Genomic DNA, 20484 nt, shown 5'->3' on the forward strand with positions numbered 1-20484 from the left:
ACAGGACTCTCTGCTAGGCTGCGCGAATCCGTGTCTTCCAGGTTGAACACCGTGTCCCGTACTTCCCGACTGTTGACGTTGCTCCAGGTGCTGCGGGCCAAGAGCCGCCCGGCCACCGCCGCGGTGCTGGCCCGCGAGCTGGAGATTTCCGAGCGTACGGTCTACCGCGATATTGCCGAACTCACCGCCCTCGGCGCGCCGATCCAGGGTGAGGCGGGGATCGGTTATGTATTGCGTAGCGGGTTGTTCCTGCCGCCGCTGATGCTCAATGCCGACGAGACCGAAGCCATCGTCCTGGGGTTGCAGTACGTCGATCAGCGCGGGGACGAGGTCTTGAGCAAGGCGGCGTCCGATGCGCTGGCGAAGATTGCCGCGGTGCTGGCGCCGGCGGCCCAGGAGGCGTTGCGCAATCCCACGGTGCTGGCCGGGCCGGCCTGTTTCGGTTTTCCGGAAAACATCGTGCCGCTGAGTGTGCTGCGCCAGGCCATCGGCCAGCAGTTGAAGCTGCACATCGATTACGCCGACGTGAACAGGATTGCCAGCCAGCGCCTGATCTGGCCCCTGGCGTTGGGGTTCATGAACGAGGCGCGGGTGATCGTCGCCTGGTGTGAATTGCGCAACGACTACCGGACCTTTCGCACTGACCGTATCGCGGCGGCGCGCGAGCAGGGCGAACGCTATCCGGGACGCCGCAGCGACCTGTTGCGGGCCTGGCTGAAAACCCATGAACCGGCCGACAAGAGCGAGCGTTTCACTCCTGACAAGAACTGACGCGAGGCTGTCTTAGGATAGCTCCACTCCCACCAGCAAGGAGCTGTCAGCCACATGAACACCTTATCCGCATCGACCACCCTGGCCCCGGCCATCGAGGCCTACATCAACGCCGCCAACGCCCGTGACACTTCGGCGGTCGAGAGTTTCTTCGCCCCGGATGCGAATGTCTTCGACGAAGGCCAGCATCGCGTCGGCACCCTCGCCATCGCCCAATGGATGGATGAGACCGCGCGCAAATATCAGCCCCGGGTCGAAGTCCTCGACGTCGCCCAACGCACCGGCAAGGTGCTGGTCAAGCAGCTGGTTTCCGGCAGCTTTCCCGGCAGTCCGGTGGAGTTGCGCTACGTGTTCCGGCTCAACGAGCAGGGCAAGATTGCCCGGCTGGATATTTCCCTCTAGGACAAGCTGGCATACTGCTGTGCTCCCGCTTGCGAGCCTGCACGACGCCATGACTGCCGATTCTCCCCTGAGTGTCGATTCACCCCTGAGTGCTTATCGCGCTGCCGTCGAGCAGCGCGGTTTTCTTCATGACCCGGCGCAATGGCAGGCGGTGCAGGCCTTGCAGCGCTGCCATGGGGCCTTGCAGGCGGGCCAGGTGCCCCGGGGTGTTTACCTCTGGGGGCCGGTCGGACGCGGCAAGACCTGGCTGATGGATCAGTTCCACCAGACCTTGCGGGTGCCGTCGCGGCGCCAGCACTTCCATCACTTCATGGGCTGGGTCCACCAGCGCTCGTTCCAGCTCAGTGGTATCGCCGACCCGCTGCGGGCCCTGGCCCGTGAGCTGGCCGGGGAAGTCCGGGTGTTGTGTTTCGATGAACTGTTCGTCAACGATATCGGTGATGCGATCATTCTCGGGCGACTGTTCCAGGTGATGTTCGATGAAGGCGTGGTGATCGTCGCCACGTCCAATCAGCCGCCGCAACAGCTGTATGCCGATGGTTTCAATCGCGAGCGATTCCTGCCGGCGATTGCCGCCATCGAAGAGCATATGGAGGTGGTGGATATCGATGGTGGTGAAGATCATCGTCTGCATCCGGGGACCGTGCTGCAGCGTTATTGGGTCGAGCCCGCGGGACAGTCGACGGCACTGGTCGAAGCGTTCGATGGGTTGACGGCCGGGCAGCCGGTTTCCAGCGAGCCGGTTGCCATGGGCTATCGGACCCTGGCGGTGGTGCGGGCTTCGCCCACGGTGCTTTGCTGTCGTTATGCCGAACTGTGCGAACAGCCTCTGGCGGCCATGGATTTCATGGCGCTGTGTGACCGCTACACGGTGATTTTCCTGATCGAGGTGCCCAGCCTCAGTGCCCGCCAGCGTCCCGGACGCATCGCCCGTGGCACCGAGGACGCGGCGCAGCGTGTCGACGCCGGGGACCGTGAACTGCCGCCGCTGTCTGTGCACGACGATAGCGTGCGGCGCTTCATCGCCCTGGTGGACGAGTGTTACGACCGCAAGGTGCCGCTCTATCTCTGCGCCCGGGTGGCACTGGACGAACTGTACACCGAAGGTTACCTAGCTTTCCCGTTCCGCCGTACGCTCAGTCGTTTGCACGAGATGCAATTGCAGCGCTTCGGCCGTTGAAGCGTTTATTTTGCTTCCGTTACCCGCCACGGACAGGGTTACAATCGGTTTCCTGACCCACAAGAGTTGCCCTTAATGGTTTCGCCGAGGACTGACATGGACGTTGCCGACATACTGGTTTTACAAGCGAGCTACACCAACCCGGTGCACGCCGAAGCGATTGGACTGGTACTCAATCACTACGCCGAAGACCCCATGGGCGGCGGCGAGGCCCTGGCGCCGGACGTGCTGCAACAACTGCCCGGTGAACTGGCCAAGCGGCCTCATGCCTTCAGCGTGCTGGCGTTTGTCGGCGGTGAGCCGGCCGGGCTGGTGAACTGCTTCGAAGGTTTTTCCACCTTTGCCTGCCGCCCCCTGGTGAACGTCCATGACGTCTCGGTGGTGAGCAAGTTTCGCGGCCTGGGGCTGAGCCAGAAGATGCTGCAGAAGGTCGAGGATATCGCCCGTCAGCGCGGCTGTTGCAAGATCACCCTGGAAGTGCTCGAAGGCAACGCCGTGGCCCAGGGCTCTTACCGCAAGTTCGGTTTCAGCGGTGCGCAGCTCGATCCGCAGCACGGCCAGATGCTGTTCTGGAACAAGTACCTCTAGTTTCAATACCTCTAGTTTCGCCCTCTTGTAGGTTGTCCTCTGTCGCAAGAGGGCCTATCCCGCTACCGCACACGACGCCTGTCGCCAGGCTTGAATCCCTCGGGAGTCGTGGCCGGCGAGCCGATGCGCCAGGTAACGACTCGTTCCCATCATTCGAACGAGGACGTCAACCATGTCAACGCAGTCGCCGGTTGCGGAGAGTCAAGCAATGCACCCGACTTCGGTCGCCAAGGCACTTTTCGCCGACCCTCCCGATTTGCTCTCGGTCGCTACACCGCTGGTCCAGGGCGTGTTGGACCAGCACTATGGCGAATTCGACCTGTCGGCCGAGCGGGTACGCCTGGCGGTACCCTATTGGGTATTGGCCCAGGGCATCGACGGTGCCCCGGCCGGGCATAACCACTACAGCCTCGCCGAGGTCATGCTCGAGCGTTTTGCCCTGCGGGCGCCGGTCTGGGGAGCTTCCAGGAGCCCGCGTGGGGAGACGCACAACCTGCTCTGGCGCGACCGGCCACCGGCGGCGACAAAGCCCCTGGCAATCGATCTCGACGGGCTGCTCAAGCGTCTGGACCAGGCGGCGCGGGCGTTGTTGCTGGAAAATCTGAAGCAGCAACTGATCGAGCGCTGGAACCAGTCGCCACAAGGGCACGGGCCGAGCCGTTGGGCACGGCTCGCGGCGGCGATCGGGCGCTTGCTCGTCGCCGGGCAGATGCCTGGGCGGGGAGGGCTGCCCGACCTGAGTCGCCTGCCGTTCTACATGGGCTACTCGCCTGACGATGCCCAGGGTAAAAGCCCGCCCCTGGATATTCGTGCCTTCGAGACAAGAGTCTTCAGCGTGGATGAGCAGGGGCGACGTTACCCGGAGTTGTACCCGGTGATCGACTTCCGGCGTTATGACGAGCGTCTGCAGCGATTGCCCTATCCGTTGTATTTTCATCCGGGCGAGGGCGGTCTGCGCTCGGGTAAGTTGGACAGTGCCGAGTTGGTGGCGATGCTGATCGGCAGCCGGACCGCCGGACGTAGCCTGGAAGTAAGCGAGTCGCTGGTCTGGCGCTGGAACGAACCCGCCGAAGTGATCGGTGACAGCCTGGCCAAGGGTTTGCTGGAATATCAACTGCAGGCGCTGAGCGCATTGCCGCCGGGCGACCTGCACGGCAGGGCCCATCTGCAGCGCTGGGTGGACGAAATCACCGATCCGGGCCAGTGGTTCGCCGTACCCGCGAGGATCTCCGATACGGGACGGTTCCAGGTGCTCAGACAGGAACGCTGCGGTGCGGCGGCCCTGGGCATGAGCAGCACGTCGCTGCCGGACTGGCTGCTGGGGGCCTCGATTGCCGATCGGGCGAGCTACAGTCACCTGCTCACCGAACTGGCGCGCACGCAGTGCGAGTCCGCCGGCCGGCATTTCCTCGAAGGCATCGGCACCCTCGATGAGTTCGCCACACGGCGCTTGCAAGCGTTGATGCACAAGGACCATCCCACTGCCGCCGCCATCGACCCGCATACGATCAAGCTCAATATCGACAAGCTCGATTACTCCTCCACCCAGACCCTTGACCCGCAGCAGGCGCAGGTCACGGTTGCGGTCGACATGACGCTGGTGGAACTGGCGCTGGCCAACCTGGGCGGCATGCGCCATACCGGCATGCGTATTCGTATCGAGGTGCGCGGGTTGGCGCAGCCGGTGCCGGACTGGATGGCCCCGGATTACCTGCGTGGCCTGGTGACCCGCGCCGATATCGGCCAGGCCTACCCGGACCTGCTCAAGGCCCGGTTGCTCACCGACGCCGCCGAGGCCCGGCGGCGCGAGGCCTTGTTTGTCGCGCAATGGCGGGTTCGCCTGCCCTTGCAGGCCCTGGAATTGAAGATCAGGGACGAGTCGGGGGTCAGCGTCGACGGCTTTCGTCATGTGCAGGCGCTAGTCCAACCGGCGGCTCCCGGCCGACGGGTCGATGGTATGGAAATCGTCCTGCGGCCCCTGGCGTTCAAGGCCAGAGCCGACTGGCGGGCTGACGCGGTGCAGGCGATGTTTGTCATCGGTCCACGGGATATGAGCCGCGGCCCGTTGCTCCTGTTCCGCCCACTGTTCCTGCAACAACCGCTGCGCCAATTCGCAACCGCCCAGGCGTTGCTCGACGCGATCCGCCAGCCCGGCGATCTGCAGCGCAGCGTCTTGACCTGGATGAGCGAAACGGCGCGCCAGCGTTATGACCATGGCGGTTTCGACGCGCCGCATATCCAGCAATTCCTGCCTGGCGACGAGTTCGCCCCGGCACCGGCCAAGCCTGTCCCGGCAATGCTTGGCGAAGAGACGGTCGAGGGTGCCTACCTGTCGGCGATCTTCGCCGCCATGGTCAGGGCCCAGGTCGAGCAGGCCGACCGGCAGTCGGTGTCCAATGCCGAACAACGCTGGGCGGACTGGAAGCAGGGCGCCTGGCAAGTGCTGCTGAGCATCACCCAACTGCCGTTTGCCGGACTCCTGCCCTACGTCGGACGCCTGGTGGAAGTACTCGGCTGGCTGGTGACCCTGGAAATCGGCCATGACGACCTGCGGGCGCTGGACAGCGACAACCGACTGGAACAGTCGTCGGGGGCCGCGGACCTGTTGTTCAACCTGGCGGCCTTGTTGCTGCACTATCGCGCCGACTCTTCCTCGGGGGAAACCGCGGTCCCGCCGTTGCGTCCGCTTGAGCCACCGCCGCCCGCGACAGCTTTGCCCGCGCCGACCATCGCCCGTGTGCCCGACTTGCCTCGTACCGAACTGAGTGCATGGTCGCTGTCCGGTTGGCCGGTCCCGGAGGCGCTGATGAAGCGTGTCCGGCCTTATCGCCTGCATGCGTTCGATAAGCCGGCATCGGCCTTGGCCGAGCTGGGCGTCGTGGCGGACTCGGGGCCGGCGCGAGGGTTGGTGCATATCGAGGAGGGCGGCAAGGGCAAATGGTGTGCATTGCTCCTGGGCGATCTTTACGAGGTGGCCTGGGAAGCCGAGGCGGACGGCGTGCGGATCATCGACGATCAGGGCAATGCCGGTCCCTGGGTGCGCAGTGACGAGCAGGGACGCTGGAGCCTGGACATGCGTTTGCGCGGTGGCAGTCCGCCCAAGCGGGTCCGGGCCGGTGGTTCGCAAACCGTCATCGAGGGACGTGCGGAACTGATGGAACTCAACCAACAGATCAAGGTGAGCGAACCGTCGGTCAGCAACAGTGTCAAGCGCTGGAAACTGGCGACCGAAGGCGAGACGGCCAAGCGGGTGACCTACGAGCGGCGTACCGAACTGCTCGGTGAGATGACCACCTTGCTGGAAGCCAATCTGCGGAACTACAGCCGACAGCTGGAATTGAGCAGAAGTTTGATGGCCGATCCGCGGCTGACCAAGGTGGTACGACCCTTTCAGATCAATGCGCTGGAAAACGGTGTGATTGAACTGCAGACCTTGCTCCATGCCCAGCAAACCTGGCTGTTGGAAAGACTGGAGCAGCCCCATTCGACATTTTCGCAACTGCCTGAAGAGCAGATGGATCTGACGCAGATCCAGGTCGAGTGGGAGCGGGATGCAGCGGCCACGGACAAGGCGCTTGGCTGGGCGCTTCAGGAGCGCGACTGGCTCGAACAATTGAGTCAGATACGCGATGGCCGCGAAAACTATCAGCGGGTGCTGACCACCGTCGGCTGGGGCTCCATCGCGGTGGAGGTGCGTGCCTGGAAGACGGCGCAGTTGAAGAACCGTTTTGTCCTGGCCCAGATAACGCCCGAGTATGTCGGGCAGGAGATGTTCGAGGCGATCTGGGATCAGTTCAGGCAGTTGCAGGTGTCCTATTACGCGTCTCCCAATGCACTGGAAGAGAGCGGTCTGTCAGCCGGCGAGCGTATCGAACTGCTGGAGTCGCTTGCCGAGCAATCCACTGATTTTCAGGAAAAGCTTGAATTTCATTTGACTACGCTGGTCGATCGTCAACTGCCCACGGAGTGCCTGGACCGCTTGCTCGTGTCCTTGAAGGGCCTTGTGCAGGATACCCAGGAGGACCTGCGGCAATTGTTGGGCAGCGATGACTGGGAGCTGCCGCCCCGGCCCGTTGCCGGCCCATCGGTGAAAAAGACCACGAAAAAAGTCATCCGCACGCGCCACCGGCAGCTGTTGTCCGGTGAGGTCAAGGCACCGACCTCGGCGGATGGCGAGGAGATCGTGGAAGTCAGCGATGGCTATGGCCGGGTGATCGAGACCTTCCGGCAAAATACCGCCGACGGACTTTGGGATGCGGTGGTCGCCCCGGACAGGACTGTGGTGATCAGGCCCCAGGTCGGACTGGAGAAACGGGTATCCGATGCACGCCAGTTGCTCAACGACGAAGCCACGGCGACCGAGCGCGTCATGAAGCAGGCCGGGCGTTCCAACGCACCAAGGGCACAGGAGGACATCCTGCGCTTGCAGGCCGAGGCGATGGAGCTGCAGGCCACGGAGATCGACAAGCTCCTGGCCGTGGTGCAAACGCCGCCGCGCAACCCGGACCGGGTCAGGAATGCCCAGGCGGTGGTGCGCCAGTTGCGCGAGGCGGCCCCACGACTGCTGGCCGCCGGACAGCGCGCACGTATCGCCGCGATCAAGGCCAATCCGCCGGAAATGCCGCGTATCGACTACCTGTTGGCGCTGGGCGAGGTGACCCTGCGCAAGGAAGGCGAGCGCATCAGGCTCGGCAAGCACGATTTCCTGCAGGAGTACGTGCTGCTCGACCAGGACGGCAAGCCGCTGTGGTACGCGCACTTTCATTACGCCAGTGTGGCGGCAGTGGACACGGCCTTCGAGGCCGCTCACCTGAAAACCGCCGCGCAGCGCAAGCTCGGCGGCAAGTACCAGTCACTGGAGCAGGAAAAGGCCTTCAAGAAGATCCAGACGGGGCAGGGCGGCAATGCCAACCTGGCGCTGCAGATCTATCGCAGCCGGATCGACCTGGCGGCAGCGCAACAGCACTTTTTCCCCGGCTGACCGCATAGTCCTCGGGCGGTATCCCGCTACCGCCCGAGGACCGGGGGGGTCTTGTCAACTGGCCGCTTTCCCTCTTCAAGGATTGCGGCCTCATGACCTCGCTGCCGACCTCCCCGCCGACTTCGTTGCAGATTTCACTGCAACAGTACCGAAACACTGCCCGCGCGCTGTTCGCCGGGCGACCGACGGGCACGACGCTCGACAGTGGCGACGATGCCCAGCTCGAAGTGTTCAAGGTCCGCCTGATCGAGTTCTGGAATGAAGCGGTACCCGACTGGGCCGGCAAGGTGCCGGGATCGGATGCTTGGGTGCCGGGCTGGGACCGGCACTCGCCGACGATTCCCAGCCGTTGCGCGGCACTCTCGAACCTGCTGTTCGTGTCCATGTATGGTGCCGGGAACCGGCCCAACAGCCTGGCGTTGCAGGCCAACCAGATGCTGCCCAAGGCGCTGGTCAGCGAAGACCAGCCAACCCGCGACAGCCTGCTGGGCAAGCATGCCCTGGCCGCCTACCTGTTGTATGCCAGGGGACCACGGGAACGATTCGGCATCACACCGGTCGCGGTGGTCTTCGCCCGTCAGTTGCCCGCGCAGGCCTTTGCCTATTTCCTGCTGCGTCCGGGCCATGATGTGCAACGTTTGCAGCACCTTGATGAGCTTTGGACACTATTGCGCGGGCAACTGCCTGACCCTGGCCGGCTCGAACTGATCCCTTCGCAGGTGAATGTCTTCGACAACCTGGCCGGGGCGTTGCTGGAAAACCAGTTGCAGGCGCTGGAGCGTCTGTCGCGCGGCGTGACTGACGGAACCGGCGAGTCCTGGGCGACGCGGGTCGCGCGGGCCACCGATCCTGCGCACTGGTTCGTCATCCCCGAGCCCGCGCCGCTGACACCTCTGCAACGGCGGGTGCGCGAGGCAGCGCCGCTGTGGCTGCTGGATGCGGCGGATACGGATCGGCGCGACTATGCCGGGCTGCTGTCGACCCTGGTCACGGCGCTGGGCAAATCGTCATCCCACAGTTTTTTCGACGATGTGGCGTCGCTGTCGGATTTCAGCCGCCAGGCGCTCAGGGCGGCCATGGTGCGGCGGCATCCACGGATGCCGGATATTCCCATGCAGGACATCCAGCTCCGGCTGGAAAAGTACCGGCGCAAGCCGCTGTTGCCGGATGTGCTGGGGGCGTTCGAGGAAGTCGGGTTGACGCTGCCCGAACTGGCGCTGGAAAACCTCGACGATTTTCGTTTCGGCGCCACGCGGATGCATATCCGATTGGCTGACGGTAGCCCGCCGCCGGACTGGATGACCGCCGATTATCTGATTGAGCTGGTCAGCGCCGTCGATATCGGCGCCGGTTACCCGGCTTACCTGCGCCAGCGACTGTTGGGCGATACCCGTTATGCCGTGATCCGCCAGCAGCGCTTTTTCCGTCAGATCCAGGCCCAGTTGCCCCTGGCGGCACTGGAGCTCAAGCTCCGTGGCGAACAGGGCATCACCGAACGAGGCTACCGCTGGGTCAAGGCGGTACTGGCGTTCGACGCCCATGAACGCGAGGTCGACGGTGTGCCGATCGTGCTCCGCCCCCTGGCCTTGCGGGCCAGCCCCGAGGCGAGCCCGGACAAGGTCATGGGCATGTTTCTTATCGAACCCCGTGACCCTGCTCAGGGGCCGCATGTGCTGTACCGACCGCTGTTCGATCCGCCCCTGAGCGAATACGCCAGCCGGCCGGAACTGCTGGCGGCCATCGAACAAGTCGGTGCCTTGCAGGACAGTGTGCTGGCCTGGCTCGATAGCCAGAGAGTCGCCGTGTATGCCAACGGCGGTTTCCGCCAGCCCCGCCTCGGTTCGTTATTGCCGGGTGATGAAGCCGCGCCGCTGCCAGCCCCTCCGGCACCGGCCACCCTGGGCAATGAGGAAGTGACCGAGGACTACATCCATCATCTGTTTCATGCTTGTATCGATGCGGTCATTCGCCAGGCCGATGTGCAGTTGTTGTCGAATGCGGAAAAGCGCTGGGAGCGGCTGAAGGACAGTGGCTGGCAACTGTTCAGTTCATGGCTGATGTTTGCCAGCGGCCCCTTGACCCAGGCCGGCTGGCTGATCCTGCTCTACCGTGGGGTTCGCCAGGATCTGCCGGGGTTGCAGGGCGACGACGAGGACGCCCGGGCCCAGGCCTGGGCCGATATGCTGAGCAACCTGGCGGCAGTGCTGTTGCATGAAGTGATCGCGAGCGAGCGCGAAGCACTGCCGGAACTGACGGGCAAGCGGGAATCGCTGGCGACCGGAGGGGAGGTGCTGCTGGAGCGGATCACAGCACCGCCGGCCGCCGATGACTTGCCACAACTGCCTTTCGACTTGTCCTGGTCGAATCCGCGCCGCGCCCTGTCGGCAGCCTCGCGCCAGGCGCTGGAGAAGCTCCGCGTCAGGGTCTTCGATACGCCTCCACGACTCGATAGTCTCGGTATGGTCTCCGCAAGTGGTCCGAACCGGGGTCTGGTGCATCTTGGCGAGGCTCGGGACAAGGGATGGCATGTGCTGATCGAGAACGCCCTGTATCAGGTGGCGTGGAGCGATGACGGTCCCCGTGTGGTCGATGCGGCGGGAACCCCGGGACCGTTTCTGGAGCGGGACGGACAGGACCGTTGGCGCCTGGACCTGCGCTTGCGCCTGCGCGGCGGCAGCAGCCGTGACACCGTGCAGGCGCGCCTGCAGCGCAAGTTGCGCGACCGCGCCACGGCCCTGCACGGGCAAGTGATCCAGGCGTCGGCGCGTATGGGCCGTCTGATCGGCGAGGCTGAAACCCTGCGCAAGCGCCTGGAAACCATGAGCGAGGGCCGGACCGCGAACAACTTCAGCGACCGGCAACGCAGCGACAAGCGCCGCGAATACCTGGGCAAGCTGGAGGACTTGCAGGTTGTCATCGAAGAAAAGATCGCGCTGATCAAGGAACTCCATGGCAATCGCCAGGTGGTGCCCAAGCCGCAGATGCTGGTGACGGCCCTGGCCGACAGCGTGCGCAATTGCCGGATGCTGCTGAACGTGTCCCTGGCGGTGGGGCGCGAAGGCAGCCTGAGTGCCCGGCAGATCGACGAGATGATCGCCAGCGACACCGATGCTCGTTATGTCCAGGTGGTCGCCAACCTGAAGAACAATGTCGAGATCACCGACAAGCAGATCCTCTGGAGCACCCGGGAATATACCGCGCTCGATGAGTTGCGGGCGATCCCCGAACTGGGGCCGGCCCAAGCGGATACCCTGCAACAGGCGGTGGTGCAACCATTCACCCCGCAGGACTGGCAGGCGGTGCAACTGCCGACCCTGCTGGCCTTGACCCTGGACGAGTTGCCCTTGCAGGTCACCTTGCAAATGGACGATCAGATATTCGCGGCCATCAAGCACAGTGCCGAGCAGACTCGCTACGTGACCAATACCATCAATCGCCTGAGTGCCGAGGATCCGCGCCAGGACCGGATCGATGCCTTGCTGACGGCGATCGGTCGCTATGACGAGACCCGCGACCTGCTCGATTACCTGAAGACGCTCATGCCGGGTCGGCGCCTGCTCGAATATGCCCGCCGCCTGTCGGAACTGTTGGCGCGGTTGCGCGATGGCGCGTTGAACAGCCTTTGCGGGTTGTGGGACGAGAGCGAACCGGTCGAACCCGAGCCGGCACCCAGGCCGGGTACGGGGGGTGGCAGCACACGGAAGAAGTTTATCCGCACGCGCAATCGCGAGGTTTATGCCGGTCGGGTACGCGAGCGCACGCCCGAGCAGGAGGATGAAATCGTCGAGATCACCGATCCCAACGGCGAACTGGTGTCGGCGTTCAAGGAGAACAGGGAGGATGCCCGGGATCCTTTCTGGGAAGAGGTCAAGGTCGAGCCGGCACCTGCGCCACCGGGCCAGCGCAAGGTCGGGCTGTCCCGATTGATAACCCAGGGGCAGGCCGAACTCGCTGGCGTCGAGTCCGCGATTCGCCAGGTGACGGCGCTCACCGGTACGTCCAAGCCCCCCCGCGACCTGCAAGGTATCCTGGAACTGAAGGGGCAAAAACTGAGTGCCCTGGCGGACGATATCCAACAAACACTCGATGAAGGCAGCGGGACATCGGTGTCGGTGAAAACCGCCCAGGCGCTCAAGGACAGCCTGCGCCGGGAAGCCGCTCGCCTGATCGTCGAAGGGCGCAACGCGCGTATCGCCGCGATCAAGCGCAATCCGCCGCGCTTGGAGCGCCTTCAGTACCTGAAAGAACAGGACCAGGTGGATATCCACCGCGCCGGTGGACGACACGCGGAGCGGCAGGGCGGCTACCTGCAAGAGTATGTGGTCAGCCACAAGGACGGCAGTCCCCTGTGGTACGCGCATTTCCATTACCCGACGGCCACCACGGCCGATACGGCGTTTGTCAGCGCCCATCTGAAGACCTTGGGGCAACGCTACCTGGGCAGCAAGGCCCAGGCCATGGCCCGGCAGCACGCTGCCGCCAGGGTCCAGGCCGGGCAGGGCGGCCGGGCGCAGTTGACGCTGGATATCCACCGTGCCCGGATTCTCGACAAGGGCGTGGCCCAGGCGCTGTTTTTCAATACTGGCGAAGTGGATACAAGCGCCTGAAAACACGTCGGTGGGGCTCTGCGACCGTCGCCCCGACCGATATCGAGACAGACATCCGCGTGCCGCTGGGCTAAGGTGTGTCAGAGTTTTTCATCGATATCGGGAGTACGCTGCATGCAACTGGGAATCATCGGACTGGGCCGCATGGGCGGCAATATCGCGCGGCGCCTGATGCTTGATGGCCATCAGACAGTGGTGTATGACCGCAATACCGACTTCGTCAGCGGCCTGGTCAAAGAGGGCGCCCGCGGTGTCGCCGACCTGCCGGCACTGGTGGCCGGCCTGGATAAACCCCGTGCGGTCTGGGTGATGCTGCCGGCCGGTGCGCCGACCGAGGACACCATTGCCGAGTTGAGTAAATTGCTGGACGCCGGCGATGTGATCATCGACGGCGGCAACACCTTCTACAAGGACGATATCCGTCGCGGCCAGGAGCTGGCGCAAAAGGGCATCGACTATATCGATGTCGGCACTTCCGGCGGTGTCTGGGGCCTGGAGCGCGGCTACTGCATGATGATCGGCGGTGATGCCAAGGTAGTCGAGCGCCTCGATCCGCTGTTCGCCACCCTGGCCCCGGGGATCGGCACCATTGCCCGTACCCGCGACCGGGTCAGCGCCGACGACCGTGCCGAGCGCGGCTATATCCATGCCGGACCACCGGGTTCCGGGCACTTCGTCAAGATGATCCATAACGGTATCGAGTACGGCATGATGCAGGCCTTCGCCGAAGGCTTCGATATCCTCAAGACCAAGAACTCGCCGAGCCTGCCCGAAGACCAGCGTTTCGACCTGAACCTGGCGGATATCGCCGAAGTCTGGCGGCGTGGCAGTGTGGTGTCGTCGTGGTTGCTGGACCTGACCGCCGACGCCCTGGCCAGCGATCCGAAACTCGACGGCTACAGCGGCGCGGTCGCCGACAGCGGCGAAGGGCGCTGGACCATCGAGGCAGCCATGGAGCAGGCGGTGCCGGTGCCGGTCTTGTCCAACTCGCTGTTTGCCCGTTTCCGTTCCCGCCAGCAAAGCACCTACGGTGACAAGCTGCTGTCGGCGATGCGCTTCGGCTTTGGCGGACACGTGGAGACGCCGAAAAAATGAATGCCATCCGCAGCAAACGCAAGGCCGAGCCGGCGCCGCCGACCACCTTGTTTCTCTTCGGCGCCCACGGCGACCTGGTCAAGCGCCTGCTGATGCCGGCGCTGTACAACCTGACCCGCGATGGCCTGGTGGGCGACGGCTTGCACATCGTCGGCGTCGATCACAACGCCATCAGCGATGCCGACTTCGCCAAGAAACTGGAAGACTTCAGCCGTGCCGAAGTCGCCGCCAAGAGCAGGAAAAGCCCGGAGGAGGCGCTGGACGCCGCGCTCTGGAGCAAGCTGGCGAAGAACATCAGCTACGTCCAGGGCGATTTTCTCGACGATTCTACCTACACCGCGCTGGCCGCCAAGATTGCCGCCAGCGGCACCGACAACGCGGTGTTCTACCTCGCCACCGCACCGCGCTTCTTCAGTGAGGTGGCGCGGCGTCTGGGCTCGGCCGGTCTGCTCGAGGAAACGCCCGAGGCGTTCCGCCGGGTGGTGATCGAAAAGCCCTTCGGTTCCGATCTGGCCACGGCCGAGGCACTCAACGCCTGCCTGCTCAAGGTGATGAGCGAGAAACAGATCTATCGCATCGACCATTACCTGGGCAAGGAGACCGTGCAGAACATCCTCGTCAGCCGTTTCTCCAACGTGTTGTTCGAAGCGTTCTGGAACAACCACTACATCGACCATGTGCAGATCACCGCCGCGGAAACCGTCGGCGTGGAAACCCGCGGCAGTTTCTACGAGCACACCGGCGCGCTGCGGGACATGGTGCCCAACCACCTGTTCCAGTTGCTGGCGATGGTCGCGATGGAACCGCCGGCGGCGTTCGGTGCCGATGCGGTGCGCGGCGAAAAGGCCAAGGTGGTCGGCGCGATCCGTCCCTGGAGTGTCGAGGAGGCACGGGCCAACTCGGTGCGTGGCCAGTACCGCGCGGGTGAACTGGGCGGTAAATCCTTGCCCGGTTACCGTGAAGAAAACAATGTGGCGCCGGACAGCAATACCGAGACCTATGTCGCCCTCAAGGTGATGATCGACAACTGGCGCTGGGTCGGCGTGCCGTTCTACCTGCGTACCGGCAAGCGCATGAGCGTGCGCGACACGGAAATCGCCATCTGCTTCAAGCCGGCGCCGTATGCGCAGTTTCGCGATACCGAGGTCGAGCGTCTGCAGCCGACCTACCTGAAGATCCAGATCCAGCCCAACGAAGGCATGTGGTTCGACCTGCTGGCCAAGCGTCCGGGGCCGGCGCTGGACATGGCCAATGTCGAGCTGGGTTTTTCCTATAAGGATTTCTTCGAGGTGCAGCCGTCCACCGGCTACGAAACCCTGATCTACGATTGCCTGACCGGCGACCAGACGTTGTTCCAGCGTGCTGACAATATCGAGAACGGCTGGCGTGCCGTGCAGCCGTTCCTCGATGCCTGGCGCGAGGATAGCCAGGTGCAGGGCTACAAGGCCGGCGAAAACGGTCCGGCAGCCGCCGACGAACTGCTGGCCCGTGACGGCCGTGTCTGGCACGGCCTCGGATGAGTGGCGCGGCGCAGTATCCGATCCGGCTGGTGCTCAGCGATATGGACGGGACCTTGTTGCGTCCCGATCACAGCCTCAGCCCGCGTACCGTCGAGGCGGTGCGGGCATTGCGGGCAGCGGGGGTGTTCTTCAGCCTGGCCACCGGGCGTCCGCCACGGGCGATGCGCGAGCAGATCGACGCGCTCGGTGTCGACCTGCCGGTGGCGGCGTTCAACGGCGGCACGCTGATGCATCCGGACGGCAGTTATCTGGTGGCCCACCATGTGCCACGGGCCGCGGCAATTTGTACGCTGGAGCTGTTGTCACGGCATGAGGAGGTCGAGGTCTGGGTGTTTGCCGACGACCAGTGGCTGCTGCGCAATCCCCACGGCACCATGGTGCCCCGGGAACAGCACGCGCTGGGTTATCCGCCGACCGTGGTGGACGACTTCGACCCGTACCTGGACCGTATCGACAAGATCGTCGGTGCCAGCGGCGATGCGCAGTTGCTGATCGACCTGGAGGCGGTGCTGCAACCGCTGGTGGCCGACCAGGCCCTGGCCAGCCGTTCGCAGCGGGCCTACCTGGATATCACCGCGATGCAGGCCAACAAGGGCGAGGCGCTGGTGACGCTGGCGAAATTCCTCGGCGTACCGCTGGAGCAGACGGCGGCCATCGGCGATGGCGGCAACGACCCGGCGATGTTTCACCGCGCCGGGTTGGCGATTGCCATGGGCCAGGCCGAGGAAGTGGTCAAGCGCCAGGCGGATGTGGTGACCGGCAGCAATACCGAAGATGGCGCGGCGCGGGCCATTGATGAGTTGATCCTGGCCCGGCGGTAGGCGTCTTGTGAGTGGCCGCCTTGCGGCGGTTCGCGGGCAAGCCCGCTCCCACGGTGACGGGGTCGTGCAGGCGTCCCGGGTTCGACTCGAAACCGTGGCAGCAGGCCTGCCACTCCCACAGGTATGGGGTCGTCCATGCCTTCCAGGCCGACGCGATAAACTGTGGGAGCGGGCTTGCCCGCGAACCGCCAGAGGCGGCCATTCACCTCACAGCCAGTGACTCACCGCGTACCAGCCCAATACCCCCATCACCACCGTATACGGCAAGGCCATCCATACCATCCGCCCGTACGACAGGCGAATCAGCGGTGCAATCGCCGACGTCAGCAGGAACAGGAACGCCGCCTGGCCGTTCGGTGTCGCCACGCTTGGCAGGTTGGTGCCGGTGTTGATCGCGATGGCCAGGGTCTCGAAGTGCTCGCGGCTCATCTGGCCGCTGGCGAAAGCCTGTTTCACCTCGGTGATGTAGATCGTCGCGACGAACACATTGTCGCTGATGGCCGACAACAGGCCGTTGGCGATAAACAGCATGCCCGGCTGCTGGTCGGCGGGCAGGCTCAGTACCCAGTGGATCAGCGGGGCGAACAGCTGTTGATCGTGGATCACCGCCACCACCGCGAAAAACACCACGAGCAAGGCGGTGAACGGCATGGCGTCCTTGAACGCGCTGCCCAGCCGGTGTTCGTCGGTGATCCCGGTAAAGGCGGTGATCAGCACGATCACCAGCAGGCCGATCAACCCCACCTCGGCCACATGCAGGGCCAGCCCGACGATCAGGATCAGTGCCGCCAGCCCTTGCACGATCAGGGCGGCGCGCTGGCGCGGGGTGCGCTCGGCATCGTCTTCACGGGCATAGGCGGCCAGCACCGCGCGGACATTGTCCGGCAGCAGCGTGCCGTAGCCGAACCAGCGCAGTTTCTCCAGCAGCACGCAGGTCACCAGACCCGCCGCCAGGACCGGCAGGGAAACCGGTGCGACCTTCAGGAAGAACTCGCTGAAATGCCAGCCCATTTCATGGCCGATCAGCAGGTTCTGCGGTTCGCCCACCAGGGTGCACACGCCGCCCAGGGCCGTGCCCACCGCGCCATGCATCAGCAGGCTGCGCAGGAACGCGCGGAACTGTTCGAGGTCGGCGTGGTGCAGGCTCGGCAACTGGTGGTCGCTGCTGAAGTCGCTGTCCTGGCGCGGATCGTTGCCCGAGGCCACGCGGTGATAGACCGAATAGAAACCGACGGCGGCGCTGATGATCACCGCGGTGACGGTCAGGGCATCGAGAAAGGCCGACAGGAAGGCCGAGAGAAAGCAGAACAGCAGCCCCAGCAGCGCCTTGGAGTGCACGCGCAGCAACAGGCGGGAAAACAGGAAAAGCAGCAGGTCCTTCATGAAGTAGATGCCGGCCACCATAAACATCAGCAGCAGGATCACCGGGAAGTTGTGCAGCAGTTCGTCGTACACCGCCTGGGGGCTGGTCATGCGCAGCAGCAGGGCTTCGACCAGCAGCAGGCCACCGGGCATCAGCGGGTAGCACTTGAGGGCCATGGCCAGGGTGAAGATGAACTCCAGCACCAGCAGCCAGCCGGCGGCGACCGGGCCGACACTCCACAGCACCAGGGCATTGAGGATCAGGAAGGCCAGGATACTGGCCTTGTACCAGCGCGGGGAGTGCCCGAGGAAGTTATGGGCGAAGGCTGAAGTCAGCGATGACATCGGCGGGTCCTTGTTTGTAAGAGTGCGCGAAAGGTGACGTAAGAATTCATGAAGATCAAGGCGCAGGTCCGGCTTTTGGCATATCCGCTTCCTACAGCCTTGGGCGACCCCTTGCTATAGTTCCAGCCTTCTCATTGCCCTGCCAAGGATGCCCGTCATGTCCGAATACCAAGCCTTTCGTGTCGACCTGGCCGACAATATCGCCCACGTGCAGATCAACCGCCCGGAAAAGATCAACGCGATGAACGCGGCGTTCTGGAGCGAAATCGTCGAGATCTTCCAGTGGATCGATGACACCGATGCCGTGCGGGTGGTGGTCCTGAGCGGCGCGGGCAAGCACTTTTCCTCAGGTATCGACCTGATGCTGCTGGCTGCGGTCGGCAATGAGCTGGGTAAGGATGTCGGCCGCAACGCCCGCCTGCTGCGGCGCAAGATCCTGCAGATGCAGGCTTCGTTCAATGCCGTCGACCATTGCCGCAAACCGGTGCTGGCGGCGATCCGGGGCTATTGCCTGGGCGGCGCCATCGACCTGATCGCCGCCTGCGACATGCGTTATTGCGCCGAGGACGTGCAGTTCTCGATCAAGGAAGTGGATATCGGCATGGCCGCCGATGTCGGCACTTTGCAACGTTTGCCGCGTATCATCGGCGACGGCATGCTGCGTGAACTGGCCTATACCGGTCGCCAGTTCGGTGCCGACGAAGCGCAGCGCATAGGCCTGGTCAATCGTGTCTACCCCGATCATGGCGCCCTGCTCGATGGCGTGATGGGGATTGCGCGGGAGATTGCCGGCAAATCGCCGATTGCCGTGACCGGTACCAAGGAGATGATCAGCTACATGCGTGATCACCGGATCGACGATGGTCTGGAATACGTTGCCACCTGGAACGCCGCCATGTTGCAATCGACGGACCTGCGTGTGGCCATCGCGGCCCACATGAGCAAGCAGAAACCCGAATTTCAGGACTGAAGCCTGGTCTTCCAGTCCCTAAGGAACCCGCAATGACTCAAGGCTGGACAACCGCAGTACTGGATATCGAACAACCCGGTGGCTGGGCCGTGGCCCGAGGTCCCGAGGGTTTCCTGCTGGATGACAACGGCGTGCTGTTTCCCCGTGAATGGCTCAAGCGCCAGGACCTGCCGGTGCTCTGCGAGCATGGCATCGGTCATCGCGACGGCGAGCCGGTGTACCTGCTGGAGCTCAAGGCCACGGCCGAAGTGCCGGGTTGCCGCTGGCAGGGTTTGCGCCGGTTCATGCTTGAGGGCGATTTCACCACGTACCGCATGCTCGGTTATGCCGCGCAGATCGGTACCTGGGCGCGCGAGCACCGTTTCTGCGGCAGTTGTGGCCAGCCGGCACGGCAGGTGCCGGGGGAGCGCGCGATGTACTGCCAACCTTGTGACCTGCGGGCCTATCCGCGGATCTCGCCGAGCATGATCGTGCTGGTCACCCGTGGCGATGAAGTGCTGCTGGCGCGTTCACCGCGTTTCGTCACCGGGGTCTACAGCACCCTGGCCGGTTTCGCCGAGCCCGGCGAGTCGGCGGAGGAGTGCCTGATCCGCGAAGTGCGCGAGGAAGTGCAGGTCGAGGTCAGCAATATCCAGTACATGGGCAGCCAGTGCTGGCCGTTTCCGCATTCGATGATGCTCGGTTTCCATGCCGAATACGCCGGTGGCGAGATCGTGCCCCAGGCCGACGAGATCGAGGACGCCCAGTGGTTCAACGTGCACAACCTGCCGCCGCTGCCGGCCTCGCGTTCGATTGCCCGCTACCTGATCGACCTGTATGTGGCGCGCCGTCTAGGCCACGCTGAACCAGTGCTGCCAGGCTAGGCGTACGGTCAGTCCGAGGACCACGGTGATGAACACCGGGCGGATGAATTTCGCCCCGCCGCTGATGGCGGTGCGGGCGCCGAAGAAGGCCCCGGCCATCACCGAGATACCCATGCTCAGGCCGATGATCCAGTCCACCTGGCCGGAAAAGACGAACACCGACAGCGCCGCGATATTGCTGACGAAGTTCATGCTGCGCGCCACGCCGCTGGCCTTCACCAGGTCGATGGGGTAGAGCAGCATGCTGCTGACGGTCCAGAAGGCGCCGGTGCCGGGCCCGGCCACGCCGTCGTAGAAACCCAGGCTGAAGCCCTGGGGTAATTGCCATTTCTTCCTGATCGGCGCGTCACTGTCCAGCGGCGCCTTGGGCGTGCCGCCGAACAGCAGGTACAGGCCGCAGCCGAAGACAATCACCGGGAGCATCTTGTTCAGCCATTCGGCCGGGAGGAAGTGCGCGGTCACCGCGCCGATCAGTGCGCCGGCGAGGGTGCCGAAGATTGCCAGCTTCCACTGACTGGGGTGGAACAGCTTGCGTCGGTAGAAGGTGAAGCTGGCGGTGGCCGAGCCGAAGGTCGAACTGAGTTTGTTGGTGCCCAGCACCAGGTGCGGTGGCAGGCCGGCGGTGAGTAGCGCCGGGGTGGTCAACAGGCCGCCACCGCCGGCGATGGCGTCGATGAATCCGGCGATAAAGGCAACGACGGCAAGAATGGCGAGGGTGGTCAGGTCTACGCTGAGATCGAAAGGCATGGGTTCGGCTTAGGTCGGCAGGCGGCGCGGCAAGATGGCGCGCAAAGGTCGCCATCTTACCCATTCGCGAATATCGCCGCGACCTTATCCGGCTGCTGCGCTGTCTGATCCATCGTCTTCGCGGGCAAGCCCGCTCCCACAATATTTCGCGTCATGCCTAAGCTCTGTGTACACCCGAAAACCTGTGGGAGAGGGCAAGCCCACCACAATATTTCGCGTCATGCCTAAGCTT

Annotated in this window: 13 protein-coding genes; 11 read left to right on the top strand and 2 right to left on the bottom strand. The window is 64.1% G+C overall.

All coding sequences use genetic code 11. The features are described from left to right. Positions 1-51: 51 nt before the first annotated feature. The 9 genes from HX851_RS03720 to HX851_RS03760 all read left to right on the top strand — a co-directional run bounded on the left by HX851_RS03720 (position 52) and on the right by HX851_RS03760 (position 15965). Entirely contained in the window at positions 52-771 is a 720-nt protein-coding gene (locus HX851_RS03720; RefSeq protein WP_177061188.1) for a helix-turn-helix transcriptional regulator, read from the top strand. 54 nt (positions 772-825) lie between these two features. Then, the gene (locus tag HX851_RS03725) at positions 826-1173 is read left to right on the top strand and encodes a nuclear transport factor 2 family protein (protein ID WP_177061190.1); all 348 of its coding nucleotides are present in this window, start codon (positions 826-828) and stop codon (positions 1171-1173) included. 67 nt (positions 1174-1240) lie between these two features. Beyond that, positions 1241-2353: a cell division protein ZapE gene (zapE, locus tag HX851_RS03730; protein WP_177065093.1), complete on the top strand. Its 1113-nt coding sequence runs from the start codon at positions 1241-1243 to the stop codon at positions 2351-2353. A 96-nt stretch (positions 2354-2449) separates the two neighbouring features. After that, positions 2450-2941 (top strand): GNAT family N-acetyltransferase, encoded by a 492-nt coding sequence (locus HX851_RS03735; protein WP_177061203.1) that lies wholly within the window; start codon positions 2450-2452, stop codon positions 2939-2941. 208 nt (positions 2942-3149) lie between these two features. After that, positions 3150-7922, top strand: a complete 4773-nt coding sequence (locus tag HX851_RS03740; RefSeq protein WP_177065070.1) for a hypothetical protein — start codon at positions 3150-3152, stop codon at positions 7920-7922. A gap of 92 nt (positions 7923-8014) precedes the next feature. Further along, entirely contained in the window at positions 8015-12529 is a 4515-nt protein-coding gene (locus tag HX851_RS03745) for a dermonecrotic toxin domain-containing protein (RefSeq protein WP_177065072.1), read from the top strand. 114 nt (positions 12530-12643) lie between these two features. Next, entirely contained in the window at positions 12644-13624 is a 981-nt protein-coding gene (gene gnd / locus HX851_RS03750; RefSeq protein ID WP_177061206.1) for a phosphogluconate dehydrogenase (NAD(+)-dependent, decarboxylating), read from the top strand. Beyond that, positions 13621-15144, top strand: coding sequence for a glucose-6-phosphate dehydrogenase (gene zwf, locus HX851_RS03755; protein ID WP_177065074.1), 1524 nt, complete (start codon positions 13621-13623; stop codon positions 15142-15144). Before gnd ends, zwf begins: the two co-directional genes overlap by 4 nt. Next, on the top strand, positions 15141-15965 hold the full coding sequence (locus tag HX851_RS03760) for an HAD family hydrolase (protein WP_177061208.1): 825 nt from the start codon (positions 15141-15143) through the stop codon (positions 15963-15965). The genes zwf and HX851_RS03760 overlap by 4 nt, the downstream gene beginning before the upstream one ends. A gap of 207 nt (positions 15966-16172) precedes the next feature. Here the strand turns inward: HX851_RS03760 and nhaB are convergent, their stop codons facing one another. Then, positions 16173-17672, bottom strand: a complete 1500-nt coding sequence (gene nhaB / locus HX851_RS03765) for a sodium/proton antiporter NhaB (RefSeq protein WP_177065076.1) — start codon at positions 17670-17672, stop codon at positions 16173-16175. Positions 17673-17829: 157 nt separating this feature from the next. Here nhaB and HX851_RS03770 point away from each other — a divergent pair, with 157 nt between their 5' ends. Continuing rightward, positions 17830-18642, top strand: a complete 813-nt coding sequence (locus HX851_RS03770) for a crotonase/enoyl-CoA hydratase family protein (RefSeq protein WP_177065078.1) — start codon at positions 17830-17832, stop codon at positions 18640-18642. 32 nt (positions 18643-18674) lie between these two features. Beyond that, complete coding sequence (gene nudC, locus HX851_RS03775; protein WP_177061216.1) at positions 18675-19505, top strand: NAD(+) diphosphatase; 831 nt, start codon at positions 18675-18677, stop codon at positions 19503-19505. Here the strand turns inward: nudC and HX851_RS03780 are convergent. Further along, the gene (locus tag HX851_RS03780) at positions 19473-20252 is read right to left on the bottom strand and encodes a TSUP family transporter (RefSeq protein WP_177065080.1); all 780 of its coding nucleotides are present in this window, start codon (positions 20250-20252) and stop codon (positions 19473-19475) included. The genes nudC and HX851_RS03780 overlap by 33 nt on opposite strands. Positions 20253-20484: the final 232 nt, after the last annotated feature.

The organism is Pseudomonas gingeri (assembly GCF_013385635.1).
In the GTDB taxonomy this organism is placed as follows: Bacteria; Pseudomonadota; Gammaproteobacteria; order Pseudomonadales; family Pseudomonadaceae; genus Aquipseudomonas; species Aquipseudomonas gingeri_A.